Raw genomic sequence first — 25,861 nt, 5'->3', positions numbered from 1 at the left:
GGGCCGCCTCAGGCCGTCGCGGGTCGAGCCTGCCCCGTCGCGTGGCGCGCGGGAGAGGTCTCGGCGGCCGGCTGCGCGGCCTCGGTGTTCGCCGCGACCGGCGCCTCGGCGCGGCGCGGGACCTCGACGGGAGGCAGCGTCGAGACGGGACGCTCGCTGCTCGAGAGCCACTGCGGGCGCGGCGGGAGCTTCTTGACGTCCTTGAAGATCTCGGCGAGCTCGAGGTGGTCGAGGGTCTCCTTCTCGAGGAGCGCGAGCGCGAGCCGGTCGAGGATCTCGCGGTTGTCGTTGATGACCTGGTACGCCTCGTTGTGCGCCTGCTCGATGAGTCCGCGCACCTGGGCGTCGACGCGCTCGGCGATCCGCTCGCTGAAGTCGCGGCCGTGGCCCATGTCGCGGCCCATGAAGACCTCACCCGACGACGAGCCGAGCTTGACCGGTCCGACGTCGGTGGTCATGCCGTACTCGGTGACCATCTTCCGGGCGATGCCGGTGGCCTTCTCGATGTCGTTCGAGGCACCGGTGGTCGGGTCGTGGAAGACGATCTCCTCGGCGACACGTCCGCCCATCGCGTAGGTGAGCTGGTCCTGCAGCTCGTTGCGGGTCACGGAGTACTTGTCGTCGAGCGGCAGCACCATCGTGTAGCCGAGCGCCTTGCCGCGGGGCAGGATCGTGACCTTCGTGACGGGGTCGGTGTTGTTCATCGCGGCGGCGGCGAGGGCGTGGCCGCCCTCGTGGTACGCCGTGATGAGCTTCTCCTTGTCCTTCATGACGCGGGTGCGGCGCTGCGGACCGGCGATCACGCGGTCGATGGCCTCGTCGAGGGCACGCATGTCGATGAGCTGCGCGTTCGAGCGGGCCGTCAGCAGGGCTGCCTCGTTGAGGACGTTGGCGAGGTCTGCACCCGTGAAGCCGGGGGTCTTGCGCGCCACGACCGACAGGTCGACCGAGGGCGAGAGCGGCTTGCCGCGACCGTGCACCTCGAGGATCTTCTGGCGCCCCTTCAGATCGGGGGCGTCGACACCGATCTGGCGGTCGAAACGGCCCGGACGCAGCAGAGCCGGGTCGAGGATGTCGGGACGGTTCGTCGCGGCGATGACGAGCACCGACACCTTCGGGTCGAAGCCGTCCATCTCGACGAGCATCTGGTTGAGCGTCTGCTCGCGCTCGTCGTGACCGCCGCCCATGCCGGCGCCGCGGTGGCGGCCGACGGCGTCGATCTCGTCGATGAAGATGATGGCGGGCGCGTTCTCCTTCGCCTCCTTGAAGAGGTCGCGGACGCGGCTCGCGCCGACACCCACGAACATCTCGACGAAGTCCGAACCCGAGATGGAGTAGAACGGCACCCCGGCCTCGCCGGCGACGGCGCGCGCGAGCAGGGTCTTACCTGTTCCGGGAGGGCCGTACAGCAGGACGCCCTTGGGGATGCGGGCACCGACGGCCTGGAACTTGGCCGGGTCCTTCAGGAAGTCCTTGATCTCCTGCATCTCCTCGATCGCCTCGTCAGACCCGGCGACGTCGGCGAAGGTGACCGTCGGGGTCTCCTTCGTCACGAGCTTGGCGCGCGACTTGCCGAACTGCATGACCTTGCTGCCGCCGCCCTGGGCGCTCGAGAGCAGCCACCAGAAGAGCAGACCGAGGATGAGGATGGGGAGGAGGATCGAGATGAGGCTGCCGAACCAGCTCGTCTGCGGCACGACGTCGTTGTAGCCGTCCTTCGGAGCGGCCGAGTCCACCGCCTGCACGACCGCGTCGGCGCGCTCGGCCACGTAGTAGAACTGCACGTTCGTCGCGCCCTCGAACGGCTCGCTGAGGGTGAGGTCGACCCGCTGGTCACCGTCGGTCAGGGTCGCCTGCGTCACGGTGTCGCCGCCGAGGAGCTTCAGGCCCTCCTGCGTCGTGATGCTGCGGGCACCCGTCAGGTTGGTGATGAGGGTCATCCCGACGATCAAGAGCACGCCGATGAGAACCACGTAGACGAACGGGTTGCGGGAGAGCTTCTTGACGTTCATGGTGCGTTCAGGCTACCCCCGCAGGGCTATGCGGGGTCTGTGCGTTCGTTTTCGGCGTACCGCGCGGAATCAGGCGTAGACGTGGGGTGCGAGGACCGCCACGTCGCGGAGGTTGCGGTACTTCTCCGCGAAGTCGAGTCCGTAGCCGACGACGAACTCCACGGGGATGTCGAAGCCGACGTAGCGGCAGTCGATCTCGACCTTGGCGGCCTCGGGCTTGCGCAGCAGCGCGAGCACCTCGATCGACGCCGCGCCGCGTGACGCGAAGTTCTCGAGCAGCCAGCTGAGGGTGAGGCCCGAGTCGATGATGTCCTCGACGATCAGGACGTGCTTGCCCGAGATGTCGGTGTCGAGGTCCTTCCGGATCTGCACGACACCGCTCGACTTCGTTCCGGCGCCGTACGACGAGACCGCCATCCAGTCCATCTCGATCGGGCGCTTGAGCGAGCGCGCGAAGTCGGCCATGACCATGACCGCGCCCTTCAGCACGCCCACGAGCAGCAGATCCTTGCCCTCGTAGTCGGCCTCCACCTGCCGCGCGAGCTGTTCGAGTTTGGCCTGGATCTCCTCCTCGGTGACGAGGACATCGGTGAGCTGGTCGGCGATCTCGGCTGCGCGCATTGCAGAAGTCTAAAGTTCGCGATCGGATGCCGGGAATCGGGCGCCCGTCCCGGCCTCGGCTCCCGTGAACTCGATCATCGCACCGATGCGGCGGGCGCGGCATCCGGGCAGGTCGATCGGACCCTGCCCCGCCCAGTCCGTCACCAGCCGCGCCACCTCGAGGGTCTGCGTGCGCGTCAGCGAGGCGTGGAACTCGCTCGCGACGACGTGCCGGATGATGCGGTGGCGCAGCGCCGGCGGGTTGGCGGCGAGCGCGGCGACCGAGACGGCGATGCCGGCCTCGGCGTGCTCGACGATGTCCTCGATGGTCTCGTCGATCATCTCGTCGAAGGCGTCGGCGTCCTCCCGCAGCTGCGCGGCCGTCCGGGCGAGCGCCTCGGCGATACCCGGGCCGAGCTCGGCCTCGAGCACGGGCAGCACCCGCTCGCGGACGCGCACACGGGTGAAGCGCGCGTCTTCGTTGTGGGGGTCGTCCCAGGGCTCGAGGCCCTGTGCGGCGCAGGCGGCCCGCGTCGTCGCGCGGCGGACGTCGAGCAGGGGCCGCAGCAGCGGCACGCCGTCGAGATCGGATGCCGCCGCCATCCCCTGCAGGCTGCCCGCCCCCGATCCGCGCGCGAGCCCCAGGAGGACGGTCTCGGCCTGGTCGTCGAGGGTGTGGGCGACGAGCACCGCGGCGGCGCGGGCGTCGCGCGCGGCATCCCGGAGCACGCGGTACCGCGCATCGCGTGCGGCGGCCTCGGGTCCGCCGTCGGCACCGACCTCGACGCGCACGACGAGCGGGTCGAGGTCGAGGCGTGCGGCCGCGCGCGCGGCGCGGGCGGCGACCTCGGCCGAGTCCGGCTGCAGACCGTGGTCGACGGTGACCGAGGCGGCCCGCAGTCCGAGCTTGGGTGCCTCGAACGCGACGGCCGCGGCCAGAGCCAGCGAATCGGCGCCGCCCGACAGCCCGACGAAGACGACGGCGCCCTCCGGAAGCCCGGTCAGGGCAGCGCGGACGGCGCGACGGACCTCGGCGACGGCGGGGTTCAGGGACGGCACGGCTCCACGCTATCCGGCCGGTGTCCCGTACTCAGTCTGCGGCGCCGAGGCCTGTCGGGGCTCGCGCGTGATTCCGCAGCCGCTGGTCGCCCGCCATGACCGCGGGGACCGAAGACGGTGCGCGGCGGCGTACCGAATGCAGGTGAAACGGCGGCAACAGGGGCCGAAGACGGCTGTTCGCGGCGTTTCTTCCGGAGTTCGGCACACGCAGCGGCGCCAGTAGGCTGGTCGGCGCATCCCACCGGACATTCAAAGGAGCACAGGCATGGGCGCGTACGACGCCGTCATCGAGATCCCGCGCGGCAGCCGCGTGAAGTACGAGGTCGACCACGGCACGGGCCGCGTCTTCCTCGACCGCGTTCTGTTCACCCCGATGGGGTACCCCGCGAACTACGGCTTCTTCGAGAACACGCTCGGCGAGGACGGCGACCCGCTCGACGTGCTGGTCCTGCTCGACCGCGAGATCTACCCGGGCGTGCTGGCCAAGGTCCGCCCCGTCGCCGTCCTGAAGATGAGCGACGAGGCCGGCGGCGACGACAAGGTCGTCGCGGTCCTGGCGAAGGATCCGCGCTGGGCTCACATCCAGGACGTCGACGACATCGACGAGTGGACCAAGGGTGAGATCGGCCACTTCTTCGAGCGCTACAAGGACCTCGAGCCGGGCAAGTGGGTCAAGGTCGACGAGTGGGCGAACGCCGCTGAGGCCGAGCGCCTGGTCGGCGAGGCGTTCGAGCGCTTCGAGCAGCACGAGGGCGAGACCCGCACGCAGGGTGAGGGCGAGTCGCCGAACACGCTCTGACGTGAAACGAAGAGGGTCGGATGCCGCGCGGCATCCGACCCTCTTCGTTTCCGGGCGCGGGCGTCAGACGCTGATGCCGCGGGCGCGCAGGAAGGGCGCCGGGTCGATGCGGACACCGCCGCGGTAGACCTCGAAGTGCAGGTGGCATCCGGTGGAGGCGCCGGTGCTGCCGATGTAGGCGATCGTCTGACCGGCGCGGACGCGGTCGCCGTAGCCGACGTTGTAGCCGCCGTTGATGATGTGCGCGTACCCGGTGACGGTGCCGTCGCTGTGGCGGACCTGGATGTAGTTGCCCCAGGCTCCGCTGTAACCGGCGAAGACCACGGTGCCGGATGCCGCGGCGTAGATCGGCGAGCCGCAGGAGCTGGCGAAGTCGATGCCGCGGTGGCCGCTGGCCGTACAGCCACCGGAACCGCAGATGCTGCCGCGCGTGCCGAACCAGGAGCTGATCCAGCCGTGGGCGGGACGCACCCACCCGGACGACTGGACGACTCCGCCACTGCCGCCGCTGCTGCTTCCGCCGCCGGATGAGCCGCCGCCGGAGGATCCCCCCGTGCTCGGCTTGGGCTTGTTGGCAGCGGCGGCCGCTGCTTCTTCCCGGCGACGCTTCTCCTCCGCGAGGCGTCGGGCTTCCTCTTCGCGAGCCTTGCGGGCGGCCTCTTCACGCGCCTTGCGGGCGGCCTCTTCGCGCGCCTTGCGGGCGGCTTCGACGCCGGCCTTGTACCCGGCCACCGTCTTGGCCGTGGTGTCGCGGAGGGCGTCGAGCTGCGCTTCGAGGACTTCGCGGTGTTCGTTCTGGGCGGCGAGGGCGGCCTGCGCGGCTTGCGCGGCATCCTGCGCAGCCTGCATCTTCTGCTCGGCCTCGACCTTGCGCTTGTCACGCTCGTCGCGGGCGACCTGGGCCTGGGCGGCGAGGCTCTTCGCGCTGTCGCGGGCGCCGACGGCCTCGGCGTAGACGTCGCGGTTGGCGTCGACGAGGCGGTCCATGGTGCCGAGGCGTCCGAGCAGCTCGTCGGCGCTGGCGGACGAGTCGGAGAAGATGAGCTCGAGGGTCGCGTCGCCTTTGCCGGAGCGGTACTGCTGCGCGGCGAGGACGCCGAGCTTCGCGGCGGACTCCTTGGCGCGGGCCTCCTCGGCGTCGGCCTTGGCCTGCAGCGCGTCGGCGCGGGCGGCGGCGTCCTCGAACGCGATGACGGCGTCCTGGTACTCGACGCCGAGGCGCTCGGCTTCGGCCTGCTTGGCGGCGACGTCGTTCTGAAGCGACGAGATGAGGTTCTGGATGCGGGTGATCTCAGAGCCCTTGGCGGCTTCGTTGTTGCGGGCCTTCTCGACGTCGTCCCAGCTCGGGTACGAGGTGGCGGCGAAGGCGGGAAGGGCGAAGCCCAGACCGGTGGATGCCGCGGCCACCCCGAGGATGCCGAGCCCCAAGGCGTTGCGCCGGCTGATGCGCGAGAAGCCCCGTGCCTCTTCGGCGGTGGGCGCGCAGCCGCAATCGACGTCCGACGCCTCGGAAAGATCGGTCACTGGACACACCCTTCCCTCGGCCAGATGGCGTGCTGATCCGCCCATCACAGTAGCAACACTGTTCACATCCGTCACAGGAAAAGTGCGGACGGGCATCGCCATCGTGCCCCGGTTCTCGCGGCGGAGGATGCTGGCGCGCCCTCGATTCGCACATTCGTCGGGGATCGCATATGCTTGACCCTCGGTAAGCGTGAGCCCCCGGGTTCGCTCGGCCCCATCGTTTAGCGGCCTAGGACGCCGCCCTTTCACGGCGGTAGCACGGGTTCGAATCCCGTTGGGGTCACTCCCACAATTTAATAAGCATGGCCCTGTAGCGCAGTTGGTTAGCGTGCCGCCCTGTCACGGCGGAGGTCGCGGGTTCAAGTCCCGTCAGGGTCGCTCCGAGCGACGAGCCCTTTGTTTTCAGAGGGCTCTTCGTCTAGGACATGGCTCTTCTGCAGCCATGAGGCTCTGTAGCTCAGTTGGTAGAGCGCACGACTGAAAATCGTGAGGTCACGGGATCGACGCCCGTCGGAGCCACACGGACCGTCGTTACAACGGTCCCAGAAACCCTCGCCTAGCTTCTACATGGCGGGGGTTTTGCTTTGCCCTGGCGTCGGTCCGCGTCATCCGGCCAGTTCGTCGAGCCAGTTCGACCTCAGCCGCAGTGCCCGTTCGGTGCTTGCCGCTGCCAGAACGAGCGTCACGGCGATGTTCGCCTCCGCGGAGAGCCGGATGGGCGACGTGAAGGTGCCGAGGTGCTGCGCGAACAGTTCGATGTGCGAGATCGTCTCGACCAACTGGGGCACGGCGATGCCGACTCCGGCGACGACGAGGACCGATGCGACGACGCCGATCACATGGCTGAGGAACGGATGCCGCCGGTGCAGCGCCGCGCGCCGTCCTTCTGCGGACCGCGGGTGCGGCGTCAACTGTCGTTCCTCCCCTTCCGTCGAGACGAAGTGGCATCGTCGGAGCCCGAAGGAGTTCGCGGCGACCTCGATGTGGCCGCCGGGGACGGCGAATCGTGCCGGCAGCCGGGAGACGGCATCCAGCGCGCCGTCTCGGTAGAGCCGCGCCCGCACCTCGCCGTCATCCCGGTCCCCCCACTGGCGAACGTCGACCGTGAAGACGGACGTGGATCCGTTCGCACCGGGGATCGTGATGGCGAACGTCGACCTGCCGTGCGCCTGCCACCACCGGTAGGGATCGAGGGGACGGCCGTCCCCCGCGCGGACCCGCCGTTCGGCGATGCGCTGCCGCCAGGTCGCCATCAGGCAGCACCACCGAGCAGCCACTGGCTGAGCGGATGGACCAGGTACAGCAGGGAGTACGCCTCCCAGATCGCTCCGACGACCAGGAGGATCAGCGCCGGCACTGCCAAGAGGCCGATGCTCTCGAGTCCCCGGACATACCCGTCCCGGTGCCGCTGCACCCCGACACTGCGCGGACGCAGCCAGCTGCGGCCCAGGATCCACGCGCCGAGCAGGAAGAGGACGTAGGCCTGCAGTTCGATCAGGACGGTGAGCGCGTGAGGGATGAGCGCGACCCAGCCGACGGCCGTGGTCTGCACGAGCGTGACCCCCGTCTCCACCGCCCACCACCCGAACAGCGCGAGACCCGCGAAGGGGACCAGCAGCGATGGCAGCACGATGGTGGCGAGGCTGAGGCGGAACAGGTTCACCGCGAAGATCAGCAGGGCGAAGAGGGGAGCCGAGGAGACCACCGACCTCACCAGGTCGGCCGTGCCGTCGGATTCGAGCGCGTCCGCGCGGGCGGTGTTCAGCTCGGGGAAAAGCAGCCCGAGCGCGAAACCGACGAGGACGAGGCCGTATGCGGCGACGTTGAGGAGCACGTAGGCGCGCGCGTTCGTCCGGATGAGGTGGCCCGGCCGGCGCCAGAACGGCAGGGCGGACGAGGCTACGGGGACCATGGATGTGCGAAAAGGCATGCATCCATCCCACGCCGCCGGCGACTTTCGCGGCAGTGCCGACGCATCACCGATGAGCGTGACATTTGTCAGTCGGAGCCGGGAGATCCACCGCCCGCAAGGAGCGTGCGCACGAACGCCGGACGGAGACGACTATTCTCGGCCATCTGATCGGCCGCGAGTCCGGACACGGCGAGTTCGCGGACGATCGCCGACGCCCTGATCTCCAGCTCGGACGCCTCGAGCGGTCCCCTCGGGAGTTTGCCAGCTCGCGCACGAGTCGATCCAGAAGTGCCTGTTGCCTCTCGGTAAAGCGCCGCCCCTCGGAGCCGGGAATGCGGATCGTCCAGTCGGGCTCGTCGTTGCTCATGCCCGCGCATCCTGACACGTCGATGTCACTGCGCTGACCCTCACCGCGGCTCCGTCACCCGCACCAGCCCGCAGTTCAGGCACGACCACGCGACCGTGAACCGCTCGTCGTCGAGGATCTCGAAGCGCAGCGGATCGCCGCAGGTGGGGCACCTGACCGCCGGACGCTCGCTCACGGATCGAGCCTAAGCGCGGGGCGACAAGACCAGCCCGGCTACCCTGATCGCATGCCGCCCCTCCTCAGTGCTCAACGGCGGTCGCGCCTGGTCGAGATGCTGGCCGAGTCCGGCAGCATCCGCCTCGAACCCGCCGCCGACGCGCTCGGGGTCTCGGTCATGACGGTGCGCCGCGACCTCGACGACCTCGTGCGCGACGGCCTCGCGAGGCGCGTGCGCGGCGGCGCCGTCGCCGCCATCGTGCCGCAGGGCTTCGGCGAGCGCATCGCCACCCGCGGCGGCGCGAAGGCCGAGATCGCCCGCAAGGCGCACGACCTGCTCCCCCGCGGCGGTGCCGCCGCGATGGATGCCTCCTCCACCGTCGGCGCGCTCCTGGCGAACCTCGACGAGAGCCACGAGCTGCTCGTCGTCACCAACTCGTACGACAACCTCCGCACCGCCCAGGTCCGGCCCGGCATCGACGCGATCCTCCTCGGCGGGCGCCTCGAACCGCGCACCGGCAGCTTCGTCGGCGCACAGGCGTGCGAGAGCGCCGCCCGCTTCCACTACGACCGCTTCTTCACGAGCGCCGCCGCCCTCGACCCGTCCTTCGGCACCAGCGAGACGACCCTCGAGGAAGCCGAGGTCAAGCGCGTCCTCTCGGCGAACGCCGACGAGACCGTCGTGCTCGCCGACTCGTCCAAGCTCGAACGCCTCGCCGTCGCGCGCGCCCTCGAATGGAGCGACGTCGACCTGCTCGTCACCGAGCTGGACCCTGCCGACGACCGGCTGTCGCCGTTCCGGGATCTGGTCGACATCCGCTGACTCTGTTAGATTGTGAAAGGTTTCACAACATCTTTCACGTCTGAGCCTCGCAGGAGAGTCGATGTCTTCCACGCCCACGGCCGCCGCCGGACTCATCGCGCGCAGCAACCGCCTCGGATCCGACCCCAAAGTCACCAACTACGCCGGCGGCAACACCTCCGCCAAGAGCACCGACACCGACCCCGTCACCGGCGAGCCCGTCGAGCTCCTCTGGGTCAAAGGCTCCGGCGGCGACCTCGGCACCCTGAAGCCCGAGGGACTCGCCGTCCTCCGTCTCGACCGGATGCGCGCGCTCGTCGACGTCTACCCGGGCGTCGAGCGCGAAGACGAGATGGTCGCCGCCTTCGACTACTGCCTGCACGGCAAGGGCGGCGCCGCCCCCTCGATCGACACCGCCATGCACGGACTGGTGGATGCCACCCACGTCGACCACCTGCATCCCGACGCCGGCATCGCCATCGCGACCGCCGCCGACGGCGAGAAGCTCACCCGCGAGATCTTCGGCGAGAAGGTCGCGTGGGTCCCATGGCGCCGCCCCGGCTTCCAGCTCGGTCTCGACATCGCCGCCATCAAGGCCGAGAACCCCGACGCGATCGGGTGCATCCTCGGCGGCCACGGCATCACCGCCTGGGGCGACACGTCCGAGGAGTCGGAGCGCAACAGCCTCTGGATCATCGAGACCGCCCAGGCCTACATCGACGCCCACGGTGCCCCGCAGCCCTTCGGCGGCATCCGCTCCGGCTTCGAGGCCCTGCCCGACGCCGAGCGCCGCGCGAAGGCCGCGGCCCTCGCGCCCACCATCCGCGGGCTCGCCTCGACCGACAAGCCGGTGGTCGGCCACTACACCGACAGCGACGTCGTGCTCGACTTCCTCGCGTCCGAGAAGGCACCGGCGCTCGCTGAGCTCGGCACGAGCTGCCCCGACCACTTCCTGCGCACGAAGGTCAAGCCGCTCCTGCTCGACCTGCCCGCCTCGGCGAGCGTCGAGGACTCGATCGCGCGCCTGCACGAGCTGCACGCGGCCTACCGCGCCGACTACCAGGCGTACTACGACGCGCACGCGACGGCGGACTCTCCCGCCATCCGCGGAGCCGACCCGCTCATCGTCCTCGTCCCCGGCGTCGGCATGTTCAGCTACGGCGCGAACAAGCAGACCGCCCGCGTCGCCGGCGAGTTCTACGTCAACGCGATCAACGTCATGCGCGGCGCCGAGGCGCTCTCGACCTACTCCCCCATCTCGGACGCCGAGAAGTTCCGCATCGAGTACTGGGCCCTCGAAGAGGCGAAGCTGCAGCGGATGCCGAAGCCCAAGACGCATCAAGGGCGCACCGCTTTCGTGACCGGCGCGGCATCCGGCATCGGCAAGGCGATCGCCACGCGGCTCGCCGCTGAGGGCGCGTGCGTCGTCGTCGCCGACCTCGACCTCGAGAAGGCGCAGGCCGCCGCAGCAGAGCTCGGCGGCACCGACGTCGCGATCGGCGTCGCCGCGAACGTGGCGGATGCCGCGGGGGTGCAGGCCGCGATCGACGCGACCGTCCTCGCCTTCGGCGGCATCGACCTCGTCGTCAACAACGCCGGACTGTCGCTGTCGAAGCCGCTGCTCGAGACCACCGAGAAGGACTGGGACCTGCAGCACGACGTCATGGCCAAGGGGTCGTTCCTCGTCGCGAAGGCGGCGGCGAAGGCGCTCATCGAGCAGAAGATGGGCGGCGACGTCATCTACATCTCGTCGAAGAACTCGGTCTTCGCCGGGCCCAACAACATCGCGTACTCGGCGACGAAGGCCGACCAGGCCCACCAGGTGCGCCTGCTGGCCGTCGAGCTCGGCGAGCACGGCGTGCGCGTGAACGGCATCAACCCCGACGGCGTCGTCCGCGGATCGGGCATCTTCGCCGCCGGTTGGGGCGCCAACCGCGCCGCGACGTACGGCGTGAAGGAAGAGGACCTCGGTCAGTTCTACGCGAACCGCACGATCCTCAAGCGCGAGGTCGTGCCCGAAAACGTCGCCGACGCGGTCTACGTCCTCACCGGCCCCGAACTCTCGCGCACGACCGGTCTGCACATCCCCGTGGACTCCGGCGTCGCCGCCGCCTTCCTGCGTTAAACACGGCCCGCGGTCGAATCACTCCAGAGGAAGATGGTCCCCATGGTGCAGCGTCAATTCCCGAAGCCCGTCGAGCTGCTCGAGCTCATGCAATTCAAGAAGCCCGAGCTCAACGGCACGAAACGCCGACTGGATGCCGCGTACACGATCGCCGACCTGCGGAAGATCGCGAAGCGCCGCACCCCGAAGGCCGCGTTCGACTACACCGACGGCGCCGCCGAGGGCGAGACCTCGCTCGCCCGCGCCCGTCAGGCGTTCGAGGACGTCGAGTTCCACCCCGACGTGCTGCGCCCGGCGGAGAACGTCGACACCTCCGTCGAGATCCTCGGCGGCCCATCCACGCTCCCCTTCGGCATCGCCCCGACGGGCTTCACCCGCCTCATGCAGACCGAGGGCGAGGTCGCGGGCGCGGGCGCGGCGGGGGCCGCCGGCATCCCGTTCACCCTCTCGACCCTCGGGACCACCTCGATCGAGGGCGTGAAGGCCGCGAACCCGCACGGGCGCAACTGGTTCCAGCTGTACGTCATGCGCGACCGCGAGATCTCGTACGGACTCGCGAAGCGCGCTGCCGAGGCGGGATTCGACACCCTGCAGTTCACCGTCGACACCCCCGTCGCCGGGGCGCGCCTGCGCGACAAGCGCAACGGGTTCTCAATCCCGCCGCAGCTCACCCTCGGGACGATCGTCAACGCGATCCCGCGGCCGTGGTGGTGGATCGACTTCCTCACGACGCCCAAGCTCGAGTTCGCGTCGCTGTCGGCGACGGGCGGCACGGTCGGCGACCTGCTGAACGCCGCGATGGACCCGACGATCAGCTACGAGGACCTGAAGGTCATCCGCGAGATCTGGCCCGGCAAGATCGTCATCAAGGGCGTGCAGAACGTCGAGGACTCGAAGCGCCTCATCGACCACGGCGTCGACGGCATCATCCTGTCGAATCACGGCGGGCGCCAGCTCGACCGAGCCCCCATCCCGTTCCACCTGCTGCCCACCGTCGTGCGCGAGGTCGGCAAGGACGCGACGGTCATGGTCGACACCGGCATCATGAACGGCGCCGACATCGTCGCCGCGATGGCGCTCGGCGCGAAGTTCACCCTCATCGGCCGCGCCTACCTGTATGGCCTCATGGCGGGCGGCCGGGCGGGCGTCGACAAGACGATCGAGATCCTCCGCAGCGAGATCGAGCGCACCATGAAGCTCCTCGGCGTCGCCTCGATCGCCGAGCTCGAGCCGCGGCACGTGACCCAGCTCACCCGCCTCGCGCCGATGCCCAGTACCGACGCCTGAGCCCGGCCCCGCTCGCGCCGACGGGCGGCAGGTAGCCCGGCCGAGCGAAGTGGCAGCGTCGGCGGCCCTCACTAGGCTCCCGGCATGACCTCTCCCAACCCGACTCAGGCCGTCGCCAACCTCCACGTGCACCTGGAGTACGACTCCGGGTTGGACGTCATCGCCCAGGCGATGCGGACCGTCCCTGACGGCGACGACCAGATGGACGCGGACGCGCACCGGGGCCACATCACCGAGGACCTCCGTCACGCCATCGCCCACCTTCTCGACGTCGAAGCGCTCATCCCGGAAGGATCACCGCTGCGGATGACGGAGTTGGGTGTCGAGGTGGAGGTGGACCTTCCCGACCAGATGCACGAGGACGCGGACGACGTCAACGCGTTCGACCTCGACGATCAGGATGTCCTCGACGCGCGTACGGCGCTTCGTTCCATGCTCGGCCACGAGGGCGAGAGCCTGCAGGAGGTCATGGCCGTCTACGGGATCACGGAGGACGCACTCGTCTACCTCCCCCGCGCGGCGGAGGTCGTCGAATCGGTCGGGCCTCCGCCCTTCGACGACGACGACGAGATGGACGCGGACGGCATCGCGTCGTTCGGGTTCGAGTGGGCGGTCGCCTGTGGGGTGCTTGCAACTGCGTGCCGGGAAGTCATGGACTCACTCTTCGACGACCTGGACGAGGTGATGCGGGAATACCGCGCGAACCAGCCGCGCTCGGGAACCCTGCTCGAGAGCTCTCTTCCTGAGCGGTCCGCGGAGGAGTACACGCCGCTCTTCTTCCGCCGGTTCGCGGTCACGATGGCGGGGGTCACCACCAAGCTTGCTGCCGGCTGGGAGGGCGCAGCGACGGTCGCCGAGGCGCTGGCGATGGACTACCTCATCGATACCGCGGAGGCCCTCATCGCAGACGAGGACGTGAACGTCCGAGACGAGTTCTTCGGCGTGCTCCGGGACCGCTTGACGGACCCTGAGCTCCTGGGAGCAGTCAACGACGACGCTGACCCCGCCGGGAATGTCGACACGTGGTTCATCCCCTTCGAGGCAGGGCTCCCGGTCGCGCCGTACGCGACGATCGTCTAGTCGCGCGGGCTGCCGGCACCACTGCGTCGGATGACCGCCATCGAGGAATCCGGCGGTGAGATCATCGACGGGTGACCGTCCGTTTCTGTCGCAGCCGCAACGACGGCCGCCGGTGCACGCGCCCGCTCGACCACCCCGGCCTGCACCGTCACCGCACGATCATGTGGACGGATGCCACGGCTGACCCCGCCCGCTGCACCGGCTCCGGCGAACCCGGCGAGCCCGCCGCAGTGCTCGCGGACGGCTGGCCCCATGGGCGCGCCCTCTGCCCCGTGTGCCATCGCTTCGTCCCCCTCGAAGACGGCAGGCTCACCTCGCACGAGACGTCGGATCCGCACGAGACGGATGCCGAGACCTCCCACCGCCGGGAGTGGCTCAACACCCACGGGTGGTGACGGCCTCCGCGCCCTTCCCGCGTGTCATGCTGGCGGGATGCGCATCGCCGTCACAGGGTCCTCCGGCAAGCTCGGCACGGTCGTCGTCCGCGAACTCCGGGCCGCCGGTCACGAGGTCATCGGCTTCGACGCCAGCGGCCGGCGCGGACCCGGCTTCGTCCAGGTCGACCTGACCGACTACGGCCAGGTCATCGACGCGCTGACCGGGGTCGGCGACCAGCACGACGGCATCGACGCGCTCGTGCACCTCGCGGCGATCCCGGCCCCCGGCATCCGCTCGGACGTCGCGACCTTCCACAACAACATCGCGAGCACGTTCAACGTGTTCTGGGCGGCGCTGCGGATCGGCATCACGAAGATTGTCTACGCCTCGAGCGAGACCGTGCAGGGGCTGCCGTTCGACGTCCCGCCGCCCTACATCCCGGTCGACGAGGACTACCCCGCGCGCCCCGAGTCGGTGTACTCGCTCGTGAAGCACCTCGAGGAGCAGATGGCGATCCAGCTGACGCGCTGGTACCCGGCGGCATCCATCACCGCCCTGCGGTTCTCGAACGTGATGGTGCCGGAGGACTACGCGGAATTCCCCTCCTTCGACGCCGACGCCCGCGGCCGCAAGTGGAACCTGTGGAGCTACATCGACGCGCGCGACGGTGCGCAGGCGGTCGCGCGGGCCCTCGAGGTCGCGCCCGCCGGGTTCGACCACTTCCTCATCGCCGCCGCCGACACCGTCATGAGCCGCCCGAACGACGAGCTGGTCGCCGAGGTGTTCCCGGATGCCGAGACGCGCGGCGACCTCGGCACGCACGATTCGCTGTTCTCGACCGCGAAGGCGCAGCGCCTGCTCGGCTACCGGCCGCAGCACTCCTGGCGCGACCACGTGAGCTGAGAGGTCAGCCGCCGAACTCGGCGTAGACCGCGATCTCGGTGTGGTTCCACGCGCAGGTCTCGGCGATCGGCCGGTGCACCTCCCAGAACTCCTGCACCTCCGTCATCCCACCCGGGATCGGCGAGCGCTCCGCGAGCACGTCGCGCATGGCGGCGAAGCCGTCGGCGAGCGACGTGTCCGACGCGTCGGCGAGCGCGGCGGCCGCCCGTGCCGCGGCATCCACCCGCGTGTTCCATTCGTCGGCTCCGAACGCGGCGTAGAAGCCGTAGCCGTCGTCGGCGTTCGAGACCTGGCTGTAAACCTGCGAGTACGCCTCGCACTCCTCGACCAGGTCGGCATCCTGCACGAACGGCTCGGACGAGTAGGTGACGGCGAGGGTCCACCCGACCTCCGGCCCGATCGACAGCCACAGCATCCCCGACGATCCGTACGTCCAGGGCCAGGCCAGGGTGCGGGAACCGTCGCACTCGCCCGACAGCTGCGCCTGGCCGAGCATCATCGCGTCGCCCAGCTCGGCGATGAAGTGCGACGGGGCGTCGCAGGAGAGGTCGACGAGTACGGAACGCGCGGCCGCGGGCACGGCCAGCGGCACCCGCTCCTCGGTCCGAGGGCCGACGCCCGACACGATCTGCTCGCCGACGATGATCGGCCCGTCGCCGGGGATCACCACGGGGGTCGCCACCGGGGTCGGGTCGGGGCTCGCCTCGGGGGTCGGCTCGATCGCCGCCTCCGCGACGCTCCGGGCCTCCGTCGCGGTCGCGACGCACCCCGTCGTCAGGACCAGCGCCGCGACGGTGAGGACGAGACCGCTCCGCACCCGGCGCGCTCGGGTGTCACCGGCATCCCCCCAGATCATCCCCCCTGTCTAGCAGAGGGGTCAGATCGTGCGCAGCCGCGAGGCCCGGACGATCTGGATGACGCCGAGCAGGATGAGCGAGACGCCCATCCACAGCCAGAGCACGAGCGCGCCCCAGACGGGCGCGAAGAGGATGGCCACCCCCGCGACGAGGCTGAGAACCGCGAACGCGATCGTCCAGCCGCGCGACCGGGCGCCGCGGAGGGTCGTCAACGCGACGACACCCTCGACGATCCACAAAATGCCGACCAACGCACCCAGGAACGTCGCGAGCGTTTCGGCCGCGATCCCGAGGTTCGAGAAGGCGACGACACCGCCGATCACGAAGATCAGGCCGAGGGCGATGTGGCCCACACGCGCCCACGAGCCCGCCGTGCGCGACAGCAGCCCGATGGCGACGTTCACGATGCCGGCGACGACCGCCCACGCCGCGATGATCCCGGCGACGACCATCGCCGTCTTGCCCGGCCAGACGAGGATCAGGATGCCGACGACGACCGCCAGCACACCCCCGATCAGGAGGGCACCGCGGATGCCGCTCACCACCGCCCTTGCTGTTCCCTCCGTGCTCATCGCGCACTCCCCTCGCCGGATGCGGCCAGGCTATCGGCCGCACCCGTCAGTCGGAAGACGCCCGCCCCCAGCCCTCACAGGAGGTTCGCCGGGGACATCCTCAGTCCCGCCCGGGCAGGCGCCATTAGGCTGAGACGTCCCGTGCCCGCCGAGCATCGCGAGCCCCGCCATGGATCTGTCGATCATCGTTCCGACCTTCAACGAGGGTCCGAACGTCGTCGAGCTGCTGCGGCGCATCGGTGACACGCTCGACGGCCGCGTCTTCGAGGTCGTCTTCGTCGACGACTCGACCGACGACACGGCCGACATCATCGCGGCAGCGGCCCGCACGTCGCGCTTCCCCGTCCGCCTCCTCCACCGCGAGCAGCCGGTCGCCGGCCTCGGCGGCGCCGTCGTCGCCGGGTTCCAGGCGGCGAGCTCCCGCTGGTGCCTCGTCATGGACGGCGACCTGCAGCATCCCCCCGAGGACATCCCCCGCCTCATCGAGCGCGCCGAACGCGGCGACGTGGACGTCGTCGTCGCTTCGCGGTACGCGTCGGGCGGCACCTCGAAGGGACTCGCCGACGCGACCCGCACCGCCGTCTCGCGCGCCTCGACCGCGCTGACGAAGGCGATGTTCCCGCGCAAGCTCGCGAACTGCACCGACCCGATGACGGGGTTCTTCCTGCTCGACACGCACGCCGTCGACGTCGACGCCCTGCGCCCGCGCGGCTTCAAGATCCTGCTCGAGGTGCTCGCCCGTCGTCAGCTGCGCGTCGACGAGGTGCCCTTCGACTTCGCGCAGCGCCACGCCGGCACCTCGAAGGCGACGTTCACGCAGGGCGTCCGCTTCCTCACCCAGCTCGCGATGCTGCGCTTCGGCCGGATGTCGGCGTTCGCGCTCGTCGGCGGGTTCGGGGCCATCGCGAACCTCGTGATCATGTGGGGCCTCATCCGCCTCGGGATGGACTACGTCCCCGCCGCCGTCGTGGCGAGCGTCGTGACGATCATCACGAACTTCCTGCTGCTCGAGTACCTCGTCTTCGCCGACATGCGCTCCGAATCCGGGCGCATGCTCACCCGGTTCCTGAAGTCGTTCAGCTTCAACGGGCTCGAGGCGATCGTCCGCATCCCGGTGCTGTCGATCCTCGTCGAGGGAGCGCACATCCCGGCGGTCCTCGCCGCGGCCCTCACCCTCGTCGCCGCCTTCGTGCTGCGCTTCGTCTTCCACGCCCTCGTCGTCTACGCCCCCCGCAGATCCGGGCGCCGCGCGGCGCAACCCGACGCCGCGCCCACGGCGGTGGGCGGGCGTACGCTGGAGTGATGACCGACACGTCCGCTCAGATCACGATGTTCGGCGCCGACTGGTGCCGCGACTGCCGCCGCACGAAGGCGCAGCTCGACGGCCTCGGAGTCGACTACCGCTACATCGACCTCGAGGCCGAGCCCGACGCCGCCGATGTCGCCCGCGAGATCTCCGGTCGCACCAACATCCCCGTCGTGGTCTACCCCGACGCGACGCACCACGTCGAGCCGAGCAACGACGACGTCGCCGCGAAGCTCCGCGAACTCTCGCTCATCTGAGCCCACCCGCGCCGTGACGATGACGACGACGTCACCGGCCGCGCCCCGGGACCGCTCCCCCGACGCCGACACCCGCGCCGCCCTCGACGCGGCGCTCGCGCGCCTGCGCACCGGCTCCGCGGACTGGCGCGCGCTCCCCGCCGCCGCCCGGCGCGACCTGCTCCGCGAGGTGCGCGCGGCCGTCGGCGCGGTCGCGGAGGAGTGGGCGCGCGTCGCCGCTGAGAGCAAGGGACTCGACCCACGGCATCCGCTCGCCGGTGAGGAGTGGCTCGCCGGTCCCTACGCGGCGCTCGTCGCGCTCGACGCGTACGCCGCCAGCCTCGACGCCCTCGCGCGCGGTCGCAGCCCGCTCGCCGGCGTCCGCCTCGGCACCGGCCCCGGCGGACGCACCGTCGTGCACTCCTCGCCCTTGAACGCCTCGGACCGCCTGCTGCTGTCGGGGTACACCACCGAGGTGTGGCTGCAGCCCGGCGTCACCCCGCACGAGGCGAGGGATGCCGCGGGCCTCGCGTCGCGGCATCCGCACCGCGCCGGCGGCGTCGGTCTCGTCCTCGGGGCCGGCAACGTCACCTCGATCCCGTTCCTCGACGTGCTGTACGAACTGCTGGCCGAAGGGCGCGTCGCACTCCTGAAGGTGAACCCCACGCAGGACGCGCTGGTGCCCGTGTTCGAGCGGGCGTTCGCACCGCTGATCCGCGCGGGCCTCGTCGCCGTGGCGAGCGGCGGCGGCGACGTCGGGGCGTACCTCACGCGGCATCCCGGGATCGACCACGTCCACATCACGGGATCCGAGACCACCTTCCGCGCCATCGTCGGAACGGGCGAGGACCGGCTGCGGGTGCCGATCACCGCCGAGCTCGGCGGGGTGTCGCCGATCATCGTCGTGCCGGGGCGCTGGTCGAAGGCCGACCTGCGGTTCCAGGCGGAGCACGTCGCGACGATGCGGCTGCACAACAGCGGGCACAACTGCATCGCCGGGCAGGTCGTGCTGCTCAGCCGCGACTGGGACCAGCGCGAGGAGTTCGTGCGCGAGCTGCACCGGGCCTTCGGGCGGACGCCGCAGCGTCCCGTCTGGTACCCGAACGCCGCCGACCGACTGCAGCGCGTGAGGGACGTGTACCCGGATGCCGCGTGGTTCGCCGGCGACACCCGCGCCATCGCGGCGGGCGGCGGCGAGATCGAGACGACGGAGTACTTCGCGCCCGTGCTCGGCGTCATCGACCTCCCGGGCACCGGGGCCGCGTTCCTCGACGCGGCGGTCGCCCACGCGAACGACCGGCTCACCGGCACCCTCGGCGCCAATGTCCTCATCGACCCGGCGACCCTGCGGGATCTCGGCGCCGGCTTCGAGGACGCCCTCGCGCGCCTGCGCTACGGCACCGTGGCCGTGAACGCGTGGACCGCCTTCGGATTCCTCACCCCCACCGCCACCTGGGGCGCGTACCCGGACGGCACGATCGACGACGCGCCCAGCGGGATCGGCGTGGTGCACAACGCGCTACTGCTGGACGGGGTCGAGCGGACGGTCGTCCGCGGACCGTTCCGGCCCTTCCCGCGCTCGCTCGGACGCGGCCGGTTCTCGGTCCTGCCGACACCGCCGTGGTTCGTCACCTCACGCACCGGGCGGGCCGTGTCGGAGGGGTTCGCGCGCTTCCGCATGGACGGCCGGGTCGGACCGCTGCTCCTCACCCTCGTGCGGGCGTTCGGCGCCTGACCCCCGCCGCGTGACCGGCCGCGGCGGGCGGCGACGGCGGGGCGGATGAACATCGGCTGACGCCGAGTTTACGAATCGCACTCGCACGCTCGCCCGGTGCGCGCTACAGTTGCCTCCGAGTGGATCGCGCGGCCGGGGGGTCGCGCGGAGGTCTTTGGGGGACCGCGAAGCTCGCTTGGGGAACATGCAGCCGCCTTGGGGGCGGATGCAGTGACGCACATTGCTTGGGGGCATGATGCGGCAGCTGACCGATGTGTGTGGGGACGCTCGGTGACCGCGGTCGACGGCATCGCGCCGGGTCTCACGCTGCCCGGGCTCGGCCCGAAGACGGCGCCGCGCACCTCGACCGCTGAGGCGCCCCGTGCCTCGGCGGCGCTCGTCGGCCGCCTGCAGTGGGAGCGCCGGTTCCGCACGCGGCTCCGCGTGAACGACGCCGTCGTCGTGGCGGTGTCCTGCACCTTCGCGACCATCGTCTCGCTCACCGCCGCTGCGCCCTCCGACATCGCCGTCCGGAACCGGGTCATCATCGCGGTCGCGACCGCGATGATCTGGCTCATCTCGCTCGGCCTCTTCAACACCCGGTCGACGACGGTCGTCGGGACCGGGCCCACGGAGTACGCGCGCGTCGCCCACGCGACCGGGCTCGCGTTCGGCCTGCTCGCGATCGTCTTCGTGGTGTTCGAGTGGCACGGCATCCGTGCGCAGCTGTTCACCGCGCTGCCGCTCGGCACCCTGGCGCTCCTCGCCTCGCGGTGGGCATGGCGACGATGGCTCATCGCCCAGCGCGCCGAGGGCCGGTACGCCTCGCGCACCGTCGTCGTCGGCTCGCGGGACGACGTGGAGTACGCGATCCGGTCGCTCGGACCGGCCGGCCAGCTGGGATACCTCGTCGTCGGTGTGGCCCTGCTCGACGACGACCGGGACTCGCTCACCGTCGACGACGTCGTGTACCCGGTCACGCGCGGCGACGACGCCGTCCTGCGTGCCGCTGCGATCCACGAGAGCGACACGATCGTGGTCGCGAGCCAGCCCGCCGGCGACCCGGCGTACGTGAAGCGGCTCGCGTGGGCGCTGGAGGGCACCGCCGCTGAGCTCGTGATCTCGAGCCGCCTCACCGACGTCGCCGGGCCGCGCATGTCGCTGCGGCCCGTCGAGGGGATGCCGCTCATCCACGTCAAGATCCCGAGCTTCGAGGGAGCCGCCTACTACGTGAAGCGGGCGCTCGACATCCTCGTGTCGCTCGCCGCCCTCGTCCTGTTCGCACCGATCGCGCTCGTGATCGCGATCACGATCACGGCCGACGACGGCGGTCCCGTCTTCTTCCGCCAGGCGCGCGTCGGGCGCGACGGACGCGAGTTCGCGATGCTGAAGTTCCGCACGATGCGGGTGGATGCCGAGGCCGAGCTCGCGGCGCTCCTCGCCCACAACGAGGGCTCGGGGCCCCTCTTCAAGCTCCGGCGCGACCCGCGGGTGACGCGGGTCGGCCGGTTCCTGCGGTCGTTCTCGCTCGACGAGGTGCCGCAGTTCTGGAACGTGCTGCGCGGCGACATGAGCGTCGTCGGTCCGCGGCCGCCGCTGCCGTCCGAGGTCATCGCCTACGACGGCACCGTGTCGCGCCGCCTCTACATCAAGCCGGGCATCACCGGCCCCTGGCAGGTCGGCGGACGCAGCGACCTCTCCTGGGAGGAGAGCGTCCGGCTCGATCTCCGCTACGTCGAGAACTGGACCGTCATGACGGACCTGGTCCTGATGTGGCGGACAGCCAAGGTCATGGTCACCACCGAGGGAGCGTACTGATGGTCATCGAAATCCCGCGGCGGCTCGACAGCGAGCCGGTCCGCCTCACCCAGGACGAGCGGCCCCGCGCCACGCGGACGCTCGAGATCGCGATGATCGGCACCCGCGGGGTCCCGGCCTCGTACGGCGGCTTCGAGACCGCGGTCGAGGAGATCGGTCGTCGGCTCGTCGAGCGCGGACACGGCGTCACCGTGTACACACGGGGCTCCGAGAGCCGCGCCCGCGAGTACCTCGGCATGAAGGTCATCCACCTGCCTGCCCTCCGGGTGAAGCAGCTCGAAACGCTGAGCCACACCGGGCTCTCGGCCGTGCACGCCGTGTTCGGCCGCCGACCGGATGCCGCCTTCGTCTTCAACGCGGCGAACTCGCCGTTCCTGCCGGCGCTCCGCGCCCGCGGCATCCCGACCGCCCTGCACATGGACGGCCTGGAATGGAAGCGGTCGAAGTGGGGCCGGCGCGGCAAGGCGTACTACCGCTGGGCGGAGGAGTTCGGCGTCCGCACCGCCGACGCGCTCATCGCCGACGCCCCCGGCATCCGCGACTACTACGACCGCGAGTTCGGCGTGCCGACCGAGCTCATCCGCTACGGCGCCCCGATCCTCGAGGACGCCCCGGCCGACGGCATCCGCTCCCTCGGCCTGACACCGGGCGGATACCACCTCGTGGTCGCCCGGTTCGAACCCGAGAACCACGTGCTCGAGATCGTCGAGGGCTACCGCAGGAGCTCCGCGACCCGGCCCCTCGTCGTCGTCGGCTCCGCGCCCTACGCCGCCGAGTACACGCAGCAGATCCGTGCCGCCGCGGGCGGCGATCCCCGCATCCACTTTCTCGGCGGGGTCTTCGACCAGGACCTGCTGGACGCGCTCTACTTCCACGCTCTCACCTACGTGCACGGGCACTCCGTGGGCGGGACCAACCCGTCGCTCCTGCGGGCGATGGGGGCCGGCACGGCCGTCCTCGCGTACGACGTCGGCTTCAACCACGAGACGCTGGCCGAGCAGGGCCTGTTCTTCGCGGATGCCGCCGAAGCCGGCCGGCACTTCGCGACCCTCGAGGGCGACCCCGCCGGCGCGACCGTGATGGGGCGGATCGTCCGCGAGCGCGCCCGCGAGGCGTTCCGTTGGGACGACATCGCGACCGACTACGAGGACCTCGCCGTCCGACTCGCCCGCGGCGAGTCGATGCACCTGCTCGGGCGTCCCGCGCGCCGGCGGCCGGACTCGACCCGCTGACCCGAACCCCCCGGCGTCGGGCCGCGGTGTGCGGCACCGCGGCCCGACGGTTGGAAAGGACACCCCATGCGCATCCTCCTCGCCTGGACGGATGAGACCTCACCGAACCTCGGCGTCCGCGCCCTCGGGCGCGGGTCGAAAGACCTGCTCCGCCGCATCTGGCCGCAGGCGGAGTTCGTGTACATGAACTACGGCTCGAAGCCCGAGGCCGTCACGTGGTCCCCGCGTGGTCTCGTCCGCGAGTGGGTGACCGGCCGCCGCGGCATGCGCGACTGGCTCGACGGGTTCGACCTCTACTGGGACACCCGGTCCGGCGACAGCTTCTCGGACATCTACGGCCTCCCGCGGCACACGACGATGTCGATGATCCACGAGTTCGCGGCGCGTCGACACGTCCCGACGGTCCTGGCGCCGCAGACGATCGGCCCCTTCGGTTCGCGCCGGTCGCGGCTGCTCGCTCGGCGGGACGTGCACCGCTCCCGGCTCGTGCTCGCCCGCGATCCCTTGAGCGCCGCAGCGTCGGCGACGCTCGGGCGACCCGTCGACCTCACGACGACGGACCTCGTGTTCGGCATCGACCAGCCCGTGGCCGAGCGGGGTCACGACGTCCTGCTCAACGTCTCGGGACTGCTCTGGCGGTCGACCCGTCACGGAGACCCCGAGGCGTACCGACGCCAGATCCGCGCGGTGATCGACGGACTTCTCGTCCGCGGCCGCTCCGTCACCCTGTTCCCCCACGTCCTCGACTCCGCCGACCCCGACAACGACGTCCCGGTGGCGACCGAGCTGCACGCGGAGTACGAAGGGCGCCTGGGGCTGGTCGTGCCGCGCGACCTCGAGCACGCCCGGGCGGTCATCGCCGGGGCATCCCTCGTCATCGGGGCGCGCATGCACGCCTGCCTGAACGCCCTGTCGACGGGAACCCCCGCGATCGCGATGGCCTACTCCCGCAAGTTCGCGCCCCTCATGGGTGAGCTCGGCTGGCCGCACGTCGTGGACGCGAGCGGCTCCGAGGAGGTCGCCGACCGGATCCTCGCCGCCGTCGACGACCCGTCCCTGGCCGACCAGGCACGGCAGGCGCAGCAGCGGGGGCAGCGGCTCCTCGCCGACGTACAGCACCTCGTCGAGGCGACCCGATGATGTCGCCCCTCACCTTCGTGACCGTCGTCTTCGAGGCCGAGGTCCCGCTTCTCGAACTACAGGCCCGCTCGATGGCCCGCTATCTCGACCCCGCCAGCGTCGAGGAGATGCTCATCCTCGACAACAGCGTCCTCGGACTGAGCGGGCCCTCCCGTCGCCGCCTCCTGCGGGAGTACGGAGCTCTGCAGGACAGGGTGCGCATCGTGCGCACGCGGGAGCTGATCGACCCCGGCGCCACCGGGGGCTGGCGGAGCCAACAGGCAGCCAAACTCGCGATCGCCCGGCGGATCCGGACTCCTCATTACGTGGTCCTCGATGCGAAGAACCACTTCACGCGCGCGGCGAGCGCCGCGGATTTCGTCGACCTCACCGGTCGCGCGTTCGGACGCTCGCACCCGTACACGACGCATCCGCTCCGCGAGTCACTCGTGAGGACCCTCACCTACCTCGGCGCAGATGCGCACCAGACCGAACGGGCGGTCGCCGCGTTCCCGCCCACCGCCACGCCCTTCGTCTTCGACACCGACACCGTCCGCGCTGTCATGGACGACATCGAGCGGCGGTCGGGCCGCACGTTCCCGGAGGAGTTCGAGCGCCGCAAGCTGCTCGAGTTCTTCCTCTACGCGGGCTGGATCGATACGCGGGGTCCGGGCCTGGCCGCGCTGCGCAACAACCGGTCGCTCCCGGCACCCGCAGTGTGGCCGAAGGCGGCATCCGTCGACGGCGTCCGCGCCGCGATCGCGGAGCACCGCCGAGAGGACGCGGCCGTGTTCGCCGTGCACCGCCAGGTGCTCGCCGCAGCAGACCCCGCCACCCTCGCCCGCATCGCCGAGGCGTGGACCACCTTCGGCCTGTTCCCGGATGCCGCCGCCGCAGGCACGTTCATCCGGCGCTTCCGCCGACGGTATCTCCCGGCGATCGTGTGGACCCGCGGAATGGAGCGCGTCCGTCGCGCCGTGGGTCACCGGAAGCGCGCGCCGAGGCTCACCTCACCCGTCGTCAGGTCGGAGACGCCCGCGATCTGAGCGGGGACGGGTACCGCGATCGAGGTCTGCCGCGAAGCCGTCGCCGATCGCAGCGAGTAGTCGTCGTGAACCGGGGATGCCGCTTGCTCGACCAGCACCGACCGCTTCTCCCGCCCGGTGGCGGACGTGAAGTCGGCGAGCGTCGAGAAGCCCTCGGAGGGTCCCGCCGCGCCGCGCGAGTAGATCGCGAACCAGCGGGTCGCGGTGGGTGAGGCGCGGTGGTAGAAGTTGCCCTCGGCCCGCGTCACCATCTGACCGCCCACGAGCGCCCGTGAGAAGTCGTCGACGCATACCAGGCACGTTCCTTCTGGTTCAGCGGAGACGTTGTTGGCGATCACGATGTTCTTGCTCATCCACGGGATGGTTGGATTCTTCGAGCGACGCGCGTCCTGAGTGACGGCGATGTTCCGTTCGTTCCCGACCGCTGTGTTGTTCCAGATCGACGCGGAACCCGCGTTCACGATGTAGATCCCGTTGATCGCGTTGTCCGCCACGAGGTTGTCCGCGATGACGGCGCGCTCGGAGAGCTCGAAGACGAGGCCGTTGCCCGTGTTCCGGAGACTGTCGTTGCCTGCGAAGACCACGCCGTCGTTCGATTCATCGAACCACGGTCCTTGTCCGTTGTTGTCCGCGAACACGCTGTCGGCCACACTCACACCCGAGGAGCTGTGGATTTTCAACGCACCCGAGACGGGCGCCCTATTGAACCGTTCTCGGTTGTTCCCCGACGACAGCATCCCGCGGATCTCGAGCCCGTCGGCGTGGGCTGCGCCTGCACCGAGGAGCCCATTGGCGATGACCGACACACGCGAGAGCGTGGTCTCCTCGGACCAGGTGTAAAGCCCCGTGGTCGAATTGTCCCGGATGGTGACGTTCGACAGCGTGACACCCTTCGCCGCGATGATGACGGTGCCCATGTCCGGAACGCTCGTGGCGTACCTGCGAACCCCGATCCCT

At 70.5% G+C, this 25,861-nt stretch carries 24 protein-coding genes and 3 tRNA genes; 17 read left to right on the top strand and 10 right to left on the bottom strand.

Annotated elements, in window-relative coordinates; all coding sequences use genetic code 11:
* Nucleotides 1-8 precede the first annotated feature (8 nt).
* The 3 genes from ftsH to tilS all read right to left on the bottom strand — a co-directional run bounded on the left by ftsH (nt 9) and on the right by tilS (nt 3,671).
* Nucleotides 9-2,012 carry an ATP-dependent zinc metalloprotease FtsH gene (gene ftsH / locus ACPEH2_RS04545; protein ID WP_311285104.1) on the bottom strand — a complete coding sequence of 668 codons (2,004 nt, stop codon included), beginning with the start codon at nt 2,010-2,012 and terminating at the stop codon, nt 9-11.
* Nucleotides 2,013-2,081: 69 nt separating this feature from the next.
* The gene (hpt, locus tag ACPEH2_RS04540) at nt 2,082-2,633 is read right to left on the bottom strand and encodes a hypoxanthine phosphoribosyltransferase (protein WP_253035017.1); all 552 of its coding nucleotides are present in this window, start codon (nt 2,631-2,633) and stop codon (nt 2,082-2,084) included.
* A 9-nt stretch (nt 2,634-2,642) separates the two neighbouring features.
* Nucleotides 2,643-3,671, bottom strand: coding sequence for a tRNA lysidine(34) synthetase TilS (tilS, locus tag ACPEH2_RS04535; protein ID WP_253035016.1), 1,029 nt, complete (start codon nt 3,669-3,671; stop codon nt 2,643-2,645).
* A gap of 265 nt (nt 3,672-3,936) precedes the next feature.
* On the opposite strand from tilS, the gene ACPEH2_RS04530 reads away from it, so the two are divergent.
* Entirely contained in the window at nt 3,937-4,470 is a 534-nt protein-coding gene (locus ACPEH2_RS04530; protein ID WP_217529849.1) for an inorganic diphosphatase, read from the top strand.
* A gap of 63 nt (nt 4,471-4,533) precedes the next feature.
* Here ACPEH2_RS04530 and ACPEH2_RS04525 read toward each other — a convergent pair whose 3' ends face one another.
* Nucleotides 4,534-5,994: a peptidoglycan DD-metalloendopeptidase family protein gene (locus tag ACPEH2_RS04525; RefSeq protein WP_423718314.1), complete on the bottom strand. Its 1,461-nt coding sequence runs from the start codon at nt 5,992-5,994 to the stop codon at nt 4,534-4,536.
* Nucleotides 5,995-6,204: 210 nt separating this feature from the next.
* Here ACPEH2_RS04525 and ACPEH2_RS04520 point away from each other — a divergent pair.
* The 3 genes from ACPEH2_RS04520 to ACPEH2_RS04510 all read left to right on the top strand — a co-directional run bounded on the left by ACPEH2_RS04520 (nt 6,205) and on the right by ACPEH2_RS04510 (nt 6,513).
* Nucleotides 6,205-6,277 (top strand) — tRNA-Glu (locus ACPEH2_RS04520).
* Between the two features lie 21 nt (nt 6,278-6,298).
* Nucleotides 6,299-6,372 (top strand) — tRNA-Asp (locus ACPEH2_RS04515).
* A gap of 68 nt (nt 6,373-6,440) precedes the next feature.
* Nucleotides 6,441-6,513 (top strand) — tRNA-Phe (locus ACPEH2_RS04510).
* A gap of 86 nt (nt 6,514-6,599) precedes the next feature.
* On the opposite strand, the gene ACPEH2_RS04505 is transcribed toward ACPEH2_RS04510, so the two are convergent.
* The 3 genes from ACPEH2_RS04505 to ACPEH2_RS04495 form a co-directional block, all read right to left on the bottom strand.
* Nucleotides 6,600-7,271 carry a hypothetical protein gene (locus ACPEH2_RS04505; protein ID WP_423718313.1) on the bottom strand — a complete coding sequence of 224 codons (672 nt, stop codon included), beginning with the start codon at nt 7,269-7,271 and terminating at the stop codon, nt 6,600-6,602.
* On the bottom strand, nt 7,247-7,924 hold the full coding sequence (locus ACPEH2_RS04500; RefSeq protein WP_359920689.1) for a hypothetical protein: 678 nt from the start codon (nt 7,922-7,924) through the stop codon (nt 7,247-7,249). The genes ACPEH2_RS04505 and ACPEH2_RS04500 overlap by 25 nt, the downstream gene beginning before the upstream one ends.
* Nucleotides 7,925-8,313: 389 nt before the next feature.
* A complete protein-coding gene (locus tag ACPEH2_RS04495; RefSeq protein ID WP_311860590.1) occupies nt 8,314-8,448 on the bottom strand; it encodes a hypothetical protein in 135 nt (44 codons plus the stop codon).
* A gap of 51 nt (nt 8,449-8,499) precedes the next feature.
* Between ACPEH2_RS04495 and ACPEH2_RS04490 the strand changes: the two genes are divergently transcribed.
* The 6 genes from ACPEH2_RS04490 to ACPEH2_RS04465 all read left to right on the top strand — a co-directional run bounded on the left by ACPEH2_RS04490 (nt 8,500) and on the right by ACPEH2_RS04465 (nt 15,004).
* Nucleotides 8,500-9,252, top strand: coding sequence for a DeoR/GlpR family DNA-binding transcription regulator (locus tag ACPEH2_RS04490; protein ID WP_359920692.1), 753 nt, complete (start codon nt 8,500-8,502; stop codon nt 9,250-9,252).
* Nucleotides 9,253-9,313: 61 nt separating this feature from the next.
* A complete protein-coding gene (locus tag ACPEH2_RS04485; protein ID WP_423718310.1) occupies nt 9,314-11,356 on the top strand; it encodes a bifunctional aldolase/short-chain dehydrogenase in 2,043 nt (680 codons plus the stop codon).
* Between the two features lie 42 nt (nt 11,357-11,398).
* Complete coding sequence (locus tag ACPEH2_RS04480) at nt 11,399-12,643, top strand: alpha-hydroxy acid oxidase (protein ID WP_217529860.1); 1,245 nt, start codon at nt 11,399-11,401, stop codon at nt 12,641-12,643.
* An 84-nt stretch (nt 12,644-12,727) separates the two neighbouring features.
* Nucleotides 12,728-13,723: a hypothetical protein gene (locus ACPEH2_RS04475; RefSeq protein ID WP_359920696.1), complete on the top strand. Its 996-nt coding sequence runs from the start codon at nt 12,728-12,730 to the stop codon at nt 13,721-13,723.
* Between the two features lie 71 nt (nt 13,724-13,794).
* A complete protein-coding gene (locus ACPEH2_RS04470) occupies nt 13,795-14,118 on the top strand; it encodes a hypothetical protein (protein ID WP_359920698.1) in 324 nt (107 codons plus the stop codon).
* A gap of 37 nt (nt 14,119-14,155) precedes the next feature.
* Entirely contained in the window at nt 14,156-15,004 is an 849-nt protein-coding gene (locus tag ACPEH2_RS04465) for an NAD-dependent epimerase/dehydratase family protein (protein WP_217529866.1), read from the top strand.
* A gap of 4 nt (nt 15,005-15,008) precedes the next feature.
* On the opposite strand, the gene ACPEH2_RS04460 is transcribed toward ACPEH2_RS04465, so the two are convergent.
* Both ACPEH2_RS04460 and ACPEH2_RS04455 read right to left on the bottom strand, forming a co-directional pair.
* On the bottom strand, nt 15,009-15,860 hold the full coding sequence (locus tag ACPEH2_RS04460; RefSeq protein ID WP_359920701.1) for a hypothetical protein: 852 nt from the start codon (nt 15,858-15,860) through the stop codon (nt 15,009-15,011).
* A gap of 21 nt (nt 15,861-15,881) precedes the next feature.
* Nucleotides 15,882-16,433 (bottom strand): HdeD family acid-resistance protein, encoded by a 552-nt coding sequence (locus ACPEH2_RS04455; RefSeq protein WP_359920704.1) that lies wholly within the window; start codon nt 16,431-16,433, stop codon nt 15,882-15,884.
* Between the two features lie 169 nt (nt 16,434-16,602).
* Between ACPEH2_RS04455 and ACPEH2_RS04450 the strand changes: the two genes are divergently transcribed.
* From ACPEH2_RS04450 to ACPEH2_RS04420, 7 genes are all read left to right on the top strand, one after another.
* Nucleotides 16,603-17,736: a glycosyltransferase gene (locus ACPEH2_RS04450; RefSeq protein ID WP_359920706.1), complete on the top strand. Its 1,134-nt coding sequence runs from the start codon at nt 16,603-16,605 to the stop codon at nt 17,734-17,736.
* Complete coding sequence (locus ACPEH2_RS04445; RefSeq protein WP_311860608.1) at nt 17,736-17,996, top strand: glutaredoxin family protein; 261 nt, start codon at nt 17,736-17,738, stop codon at nt 17,994-17,996. Before ACPEH2_RS04450 ends, ACPEH2_RS04445 begins: the two co-directional genes overlap by 1 nt.
* 19 nt (nt 17,997-18,015) lie before the next feature.
* A complete protein-coding gene (locus tag ACPEH2_RS04440; RefSeq protein ID WP_359920709.1) occupies nt 18,016-19,710 on the top strand; it encodes an aldehyde dehydrogenase family protein in 1,695 nt (564 codons plus the stop codon).
* Nucleotides 19,711-19,980: 270 nt separating this feature from the next.
* Complete coding sequence (locus tag ACPEH2_RS04435) at nt 19,981-21,507, top strand: sugar transferase (RefSeq protein WP_359920711.1); 1,527 nt, start codon at nt 19,981-19,983, stop codon at nt 21,505-21,507.
* Nucleotides 21,507-22,739: a DUF1972 domain-containing protein gene (locus tag ACPEH2_RS04430; RefSeq protein ID WP_359920714.1), complete on the top strand. Its 1,233-nt coding sequence runs from the start codon at nt 21,507-21,509 to the stop codon at nt 22,737-22,739. The genes ACPEH2_RS04435 and ACPEH2_RS04430 overlap by 1 nt, the downstream gene beginning before the upstream one ends.
* A gap of 66 nt (nt 22,740-22,805) precedes the next feature.
* Entirely contained in the window at nt 22,806-23,879 is a 1,074-nt protein-coding gene (locus ACPEH2_RS04425) for a polysaccharide pyruvyl transferase family protein (RefSeq protein WP_311286470.1), read from the top strand.
* Nucleotides 23,876-24,904 (top strand): DUF6492 family protein, encoded by a 1,029-nt coding sequence (locus ACPEH2_RS04420; protein ID WP_359920717.1) that lies wholly within the window; start codon nt 23,876-23,878, stop codon nt 24,902-24,904. The genes ACPEH2_RS04425 and ACPEH2_RS04420 overlap by 4 nt, the downstream gene beginning before the upstream one ends.
* Here the strand turns inward: ACPEH2_RS04420 and ACPEH2_RS04415 are convergent.
* On the bottom strand, nt 24,841-25,821 hold the full coding sequence (locus ACPEH2_RS04415) for a right-handed parallel beta-helix repeat-containing protein (protein ID WP_363492363.1): 981 nt from the start codon (nt 25,819-25,821) through the stop codon (nt 24,841-24,843). The two genes, ACPEH2_RS04420 and ACPEH2_RS04415, sit on opposite strands and share 64 nt — an antisense overlap.
* Between the last annotated feature and the right edge of the window lie 40 nt (nt 25,822-25,861).

It is taken from the genome of Microbacterium sp. NPDC064942 (assembly GCF_049545525.1).
In the GTDB taxonomy this organism is placed as follows: domain Bacteria; phylum Actinomycetota; class Actinomycetes; order Actinomycetales; family Microbacteriaceae; genus Microbacterium; species Microbacterium gawkjiense.
Note: the sequence above shows the minus strand (reverse complement) of the source record. Positions and strands in the feature narration are given on the sequence as shown.

Excerpts from the sequence above, each read along its gene's own strand:
- ACPEH2_RS04425 (WP_311286470.1), top strand. The coding sequence starts at position 22,806 with ATGCGCATCCTCCTCGCCTGGACGGATGAGACCTCACCGAACCTCGGC.
- ACPEH2_RS04490 (WP_359920692.1), top strand. The coding sequence starts at position 8,500 with ATGCCGCCCCTCCTCAGTGCTCAACGGCGGTCGCGCCTGGTCGAGATG.
- ACPEH2_RS04530 (WP_217529849.1), top strand. The coding sequence starts at position 3,937 with ATGGGCGCGTACGACGCCGTCATCGAGATCCCGCGCGGCAGCCGCGTG.
- ACPEH2_RS04455 (WP_359920704.1), bottom strand. The coding sequence starts at position 16,433 with ATGAGCACGGAGGGAACAGCAAGGGCGGTGGTGAGCGGCATCCGCGGT.
- ACPEH2_RS04440 (WP_359920709.1), top strand. The coding sequence starts at position 18,016 with ATGACGACGACGTCACCGGCCGCGCCCCGGGACCGCTCCCCCGACGCC.
- ACPEH2_RS04415 (WP_363492363.1), bottom strand. The coding sequence starts at position 25,821 with ATGGGCACCGTCATCATCGCGGCGAAGGGTGTCACGCTGTCGAACGTC.
- ACPEH2_RS04480 (WP_217529860.1), top strand. The coding sequence starts at position 11,399 with ATGGTGCAGCGTCAATTCCCGAAGCCCGTCGAGCTGCTCGAGCTCATG.
- ACPEH2_RS04475 (WP_359920696.1), top strand. The coding sequence starts at position 12,728 with ATGACCTCTCCCAACCCGACTCAGGCCGTCGCCAACCTCCACGTGCAC.
- ACPEH2_RS04450 (WP_359920706.1), top strand. The coding sequence starts at position 16,603 with ATGGATCTGTCGATCATCGTTCCGACCTTCAACGAGGGTCCGAACGTC.
- ACPEH2_RS04500 (WP_359920689.1), bottom strand. The coding sequence starts at position 7,924 with ATGCCTTTTCGCACATCCATGGTCCCCGTAGCCTCGTCCGCCCTGCCG.
- ACPEH2_RS04420 (WP_359920717.1), top strand. The coding sequence starts at position 23,876 with ATGATGTCGCCCCTCACCTTCGTGACCGTCGTCTTCGAGGCCGAGGTC.
- ACPEH2_RS04430 (WP_359920714.1), top strand. The coding sequence starts at position 21,507 with ATGGTCATCGAAATCCCGCGGCGGCTCGACAGCGAGCCGGTCCGCCTC.
- ACPEH2_RS04485 (WP_423718310.1), top strand. The coding sequence starts at position 9,314 with ATGTCTTCCACGCCCACGGCCGCCGCCGGACTCATCGCGCGCAGCAAC.
- ACPEH2_RS04445 (WP_311860608.1), top strand. The coding sequence starts at position 17,736 with ATGACCGACACGTCCGCTCAGATCACGATGTTCGGCGCCGACTGGTGC.
- ACPEH2_RS04460 (WP_359920701.1), bottom strand. The coding sequence starts at position 15,860 with ATGATCTGGGGGGATGCCGGTGACACCCGAGCGCGCCGGGTGCGGAGC.
- ACPEH2_RS04465 (WP_217529866.1), top strand. The coding sequence starts at position 14,156 with ATGCGCATCGCCGTCACAGGGTCCTCCGGCAAGCTCGGCACGGTCGTC.
- hpt (WP_253035017.1), bottom strand. The coding sequence starts at position 2,633 with ATGCGCGCAGCCGAGATCGCCGACCAGCTCACCGATGTCCTCGTCACC.
- ftsH (WP_311285104.1), bottom strand. The coding sequence starts at position 2,012 with ATGAACGTCAAGAAGCTCTCCCGCAACCCGTTCGTCTACGTGGTTCTC.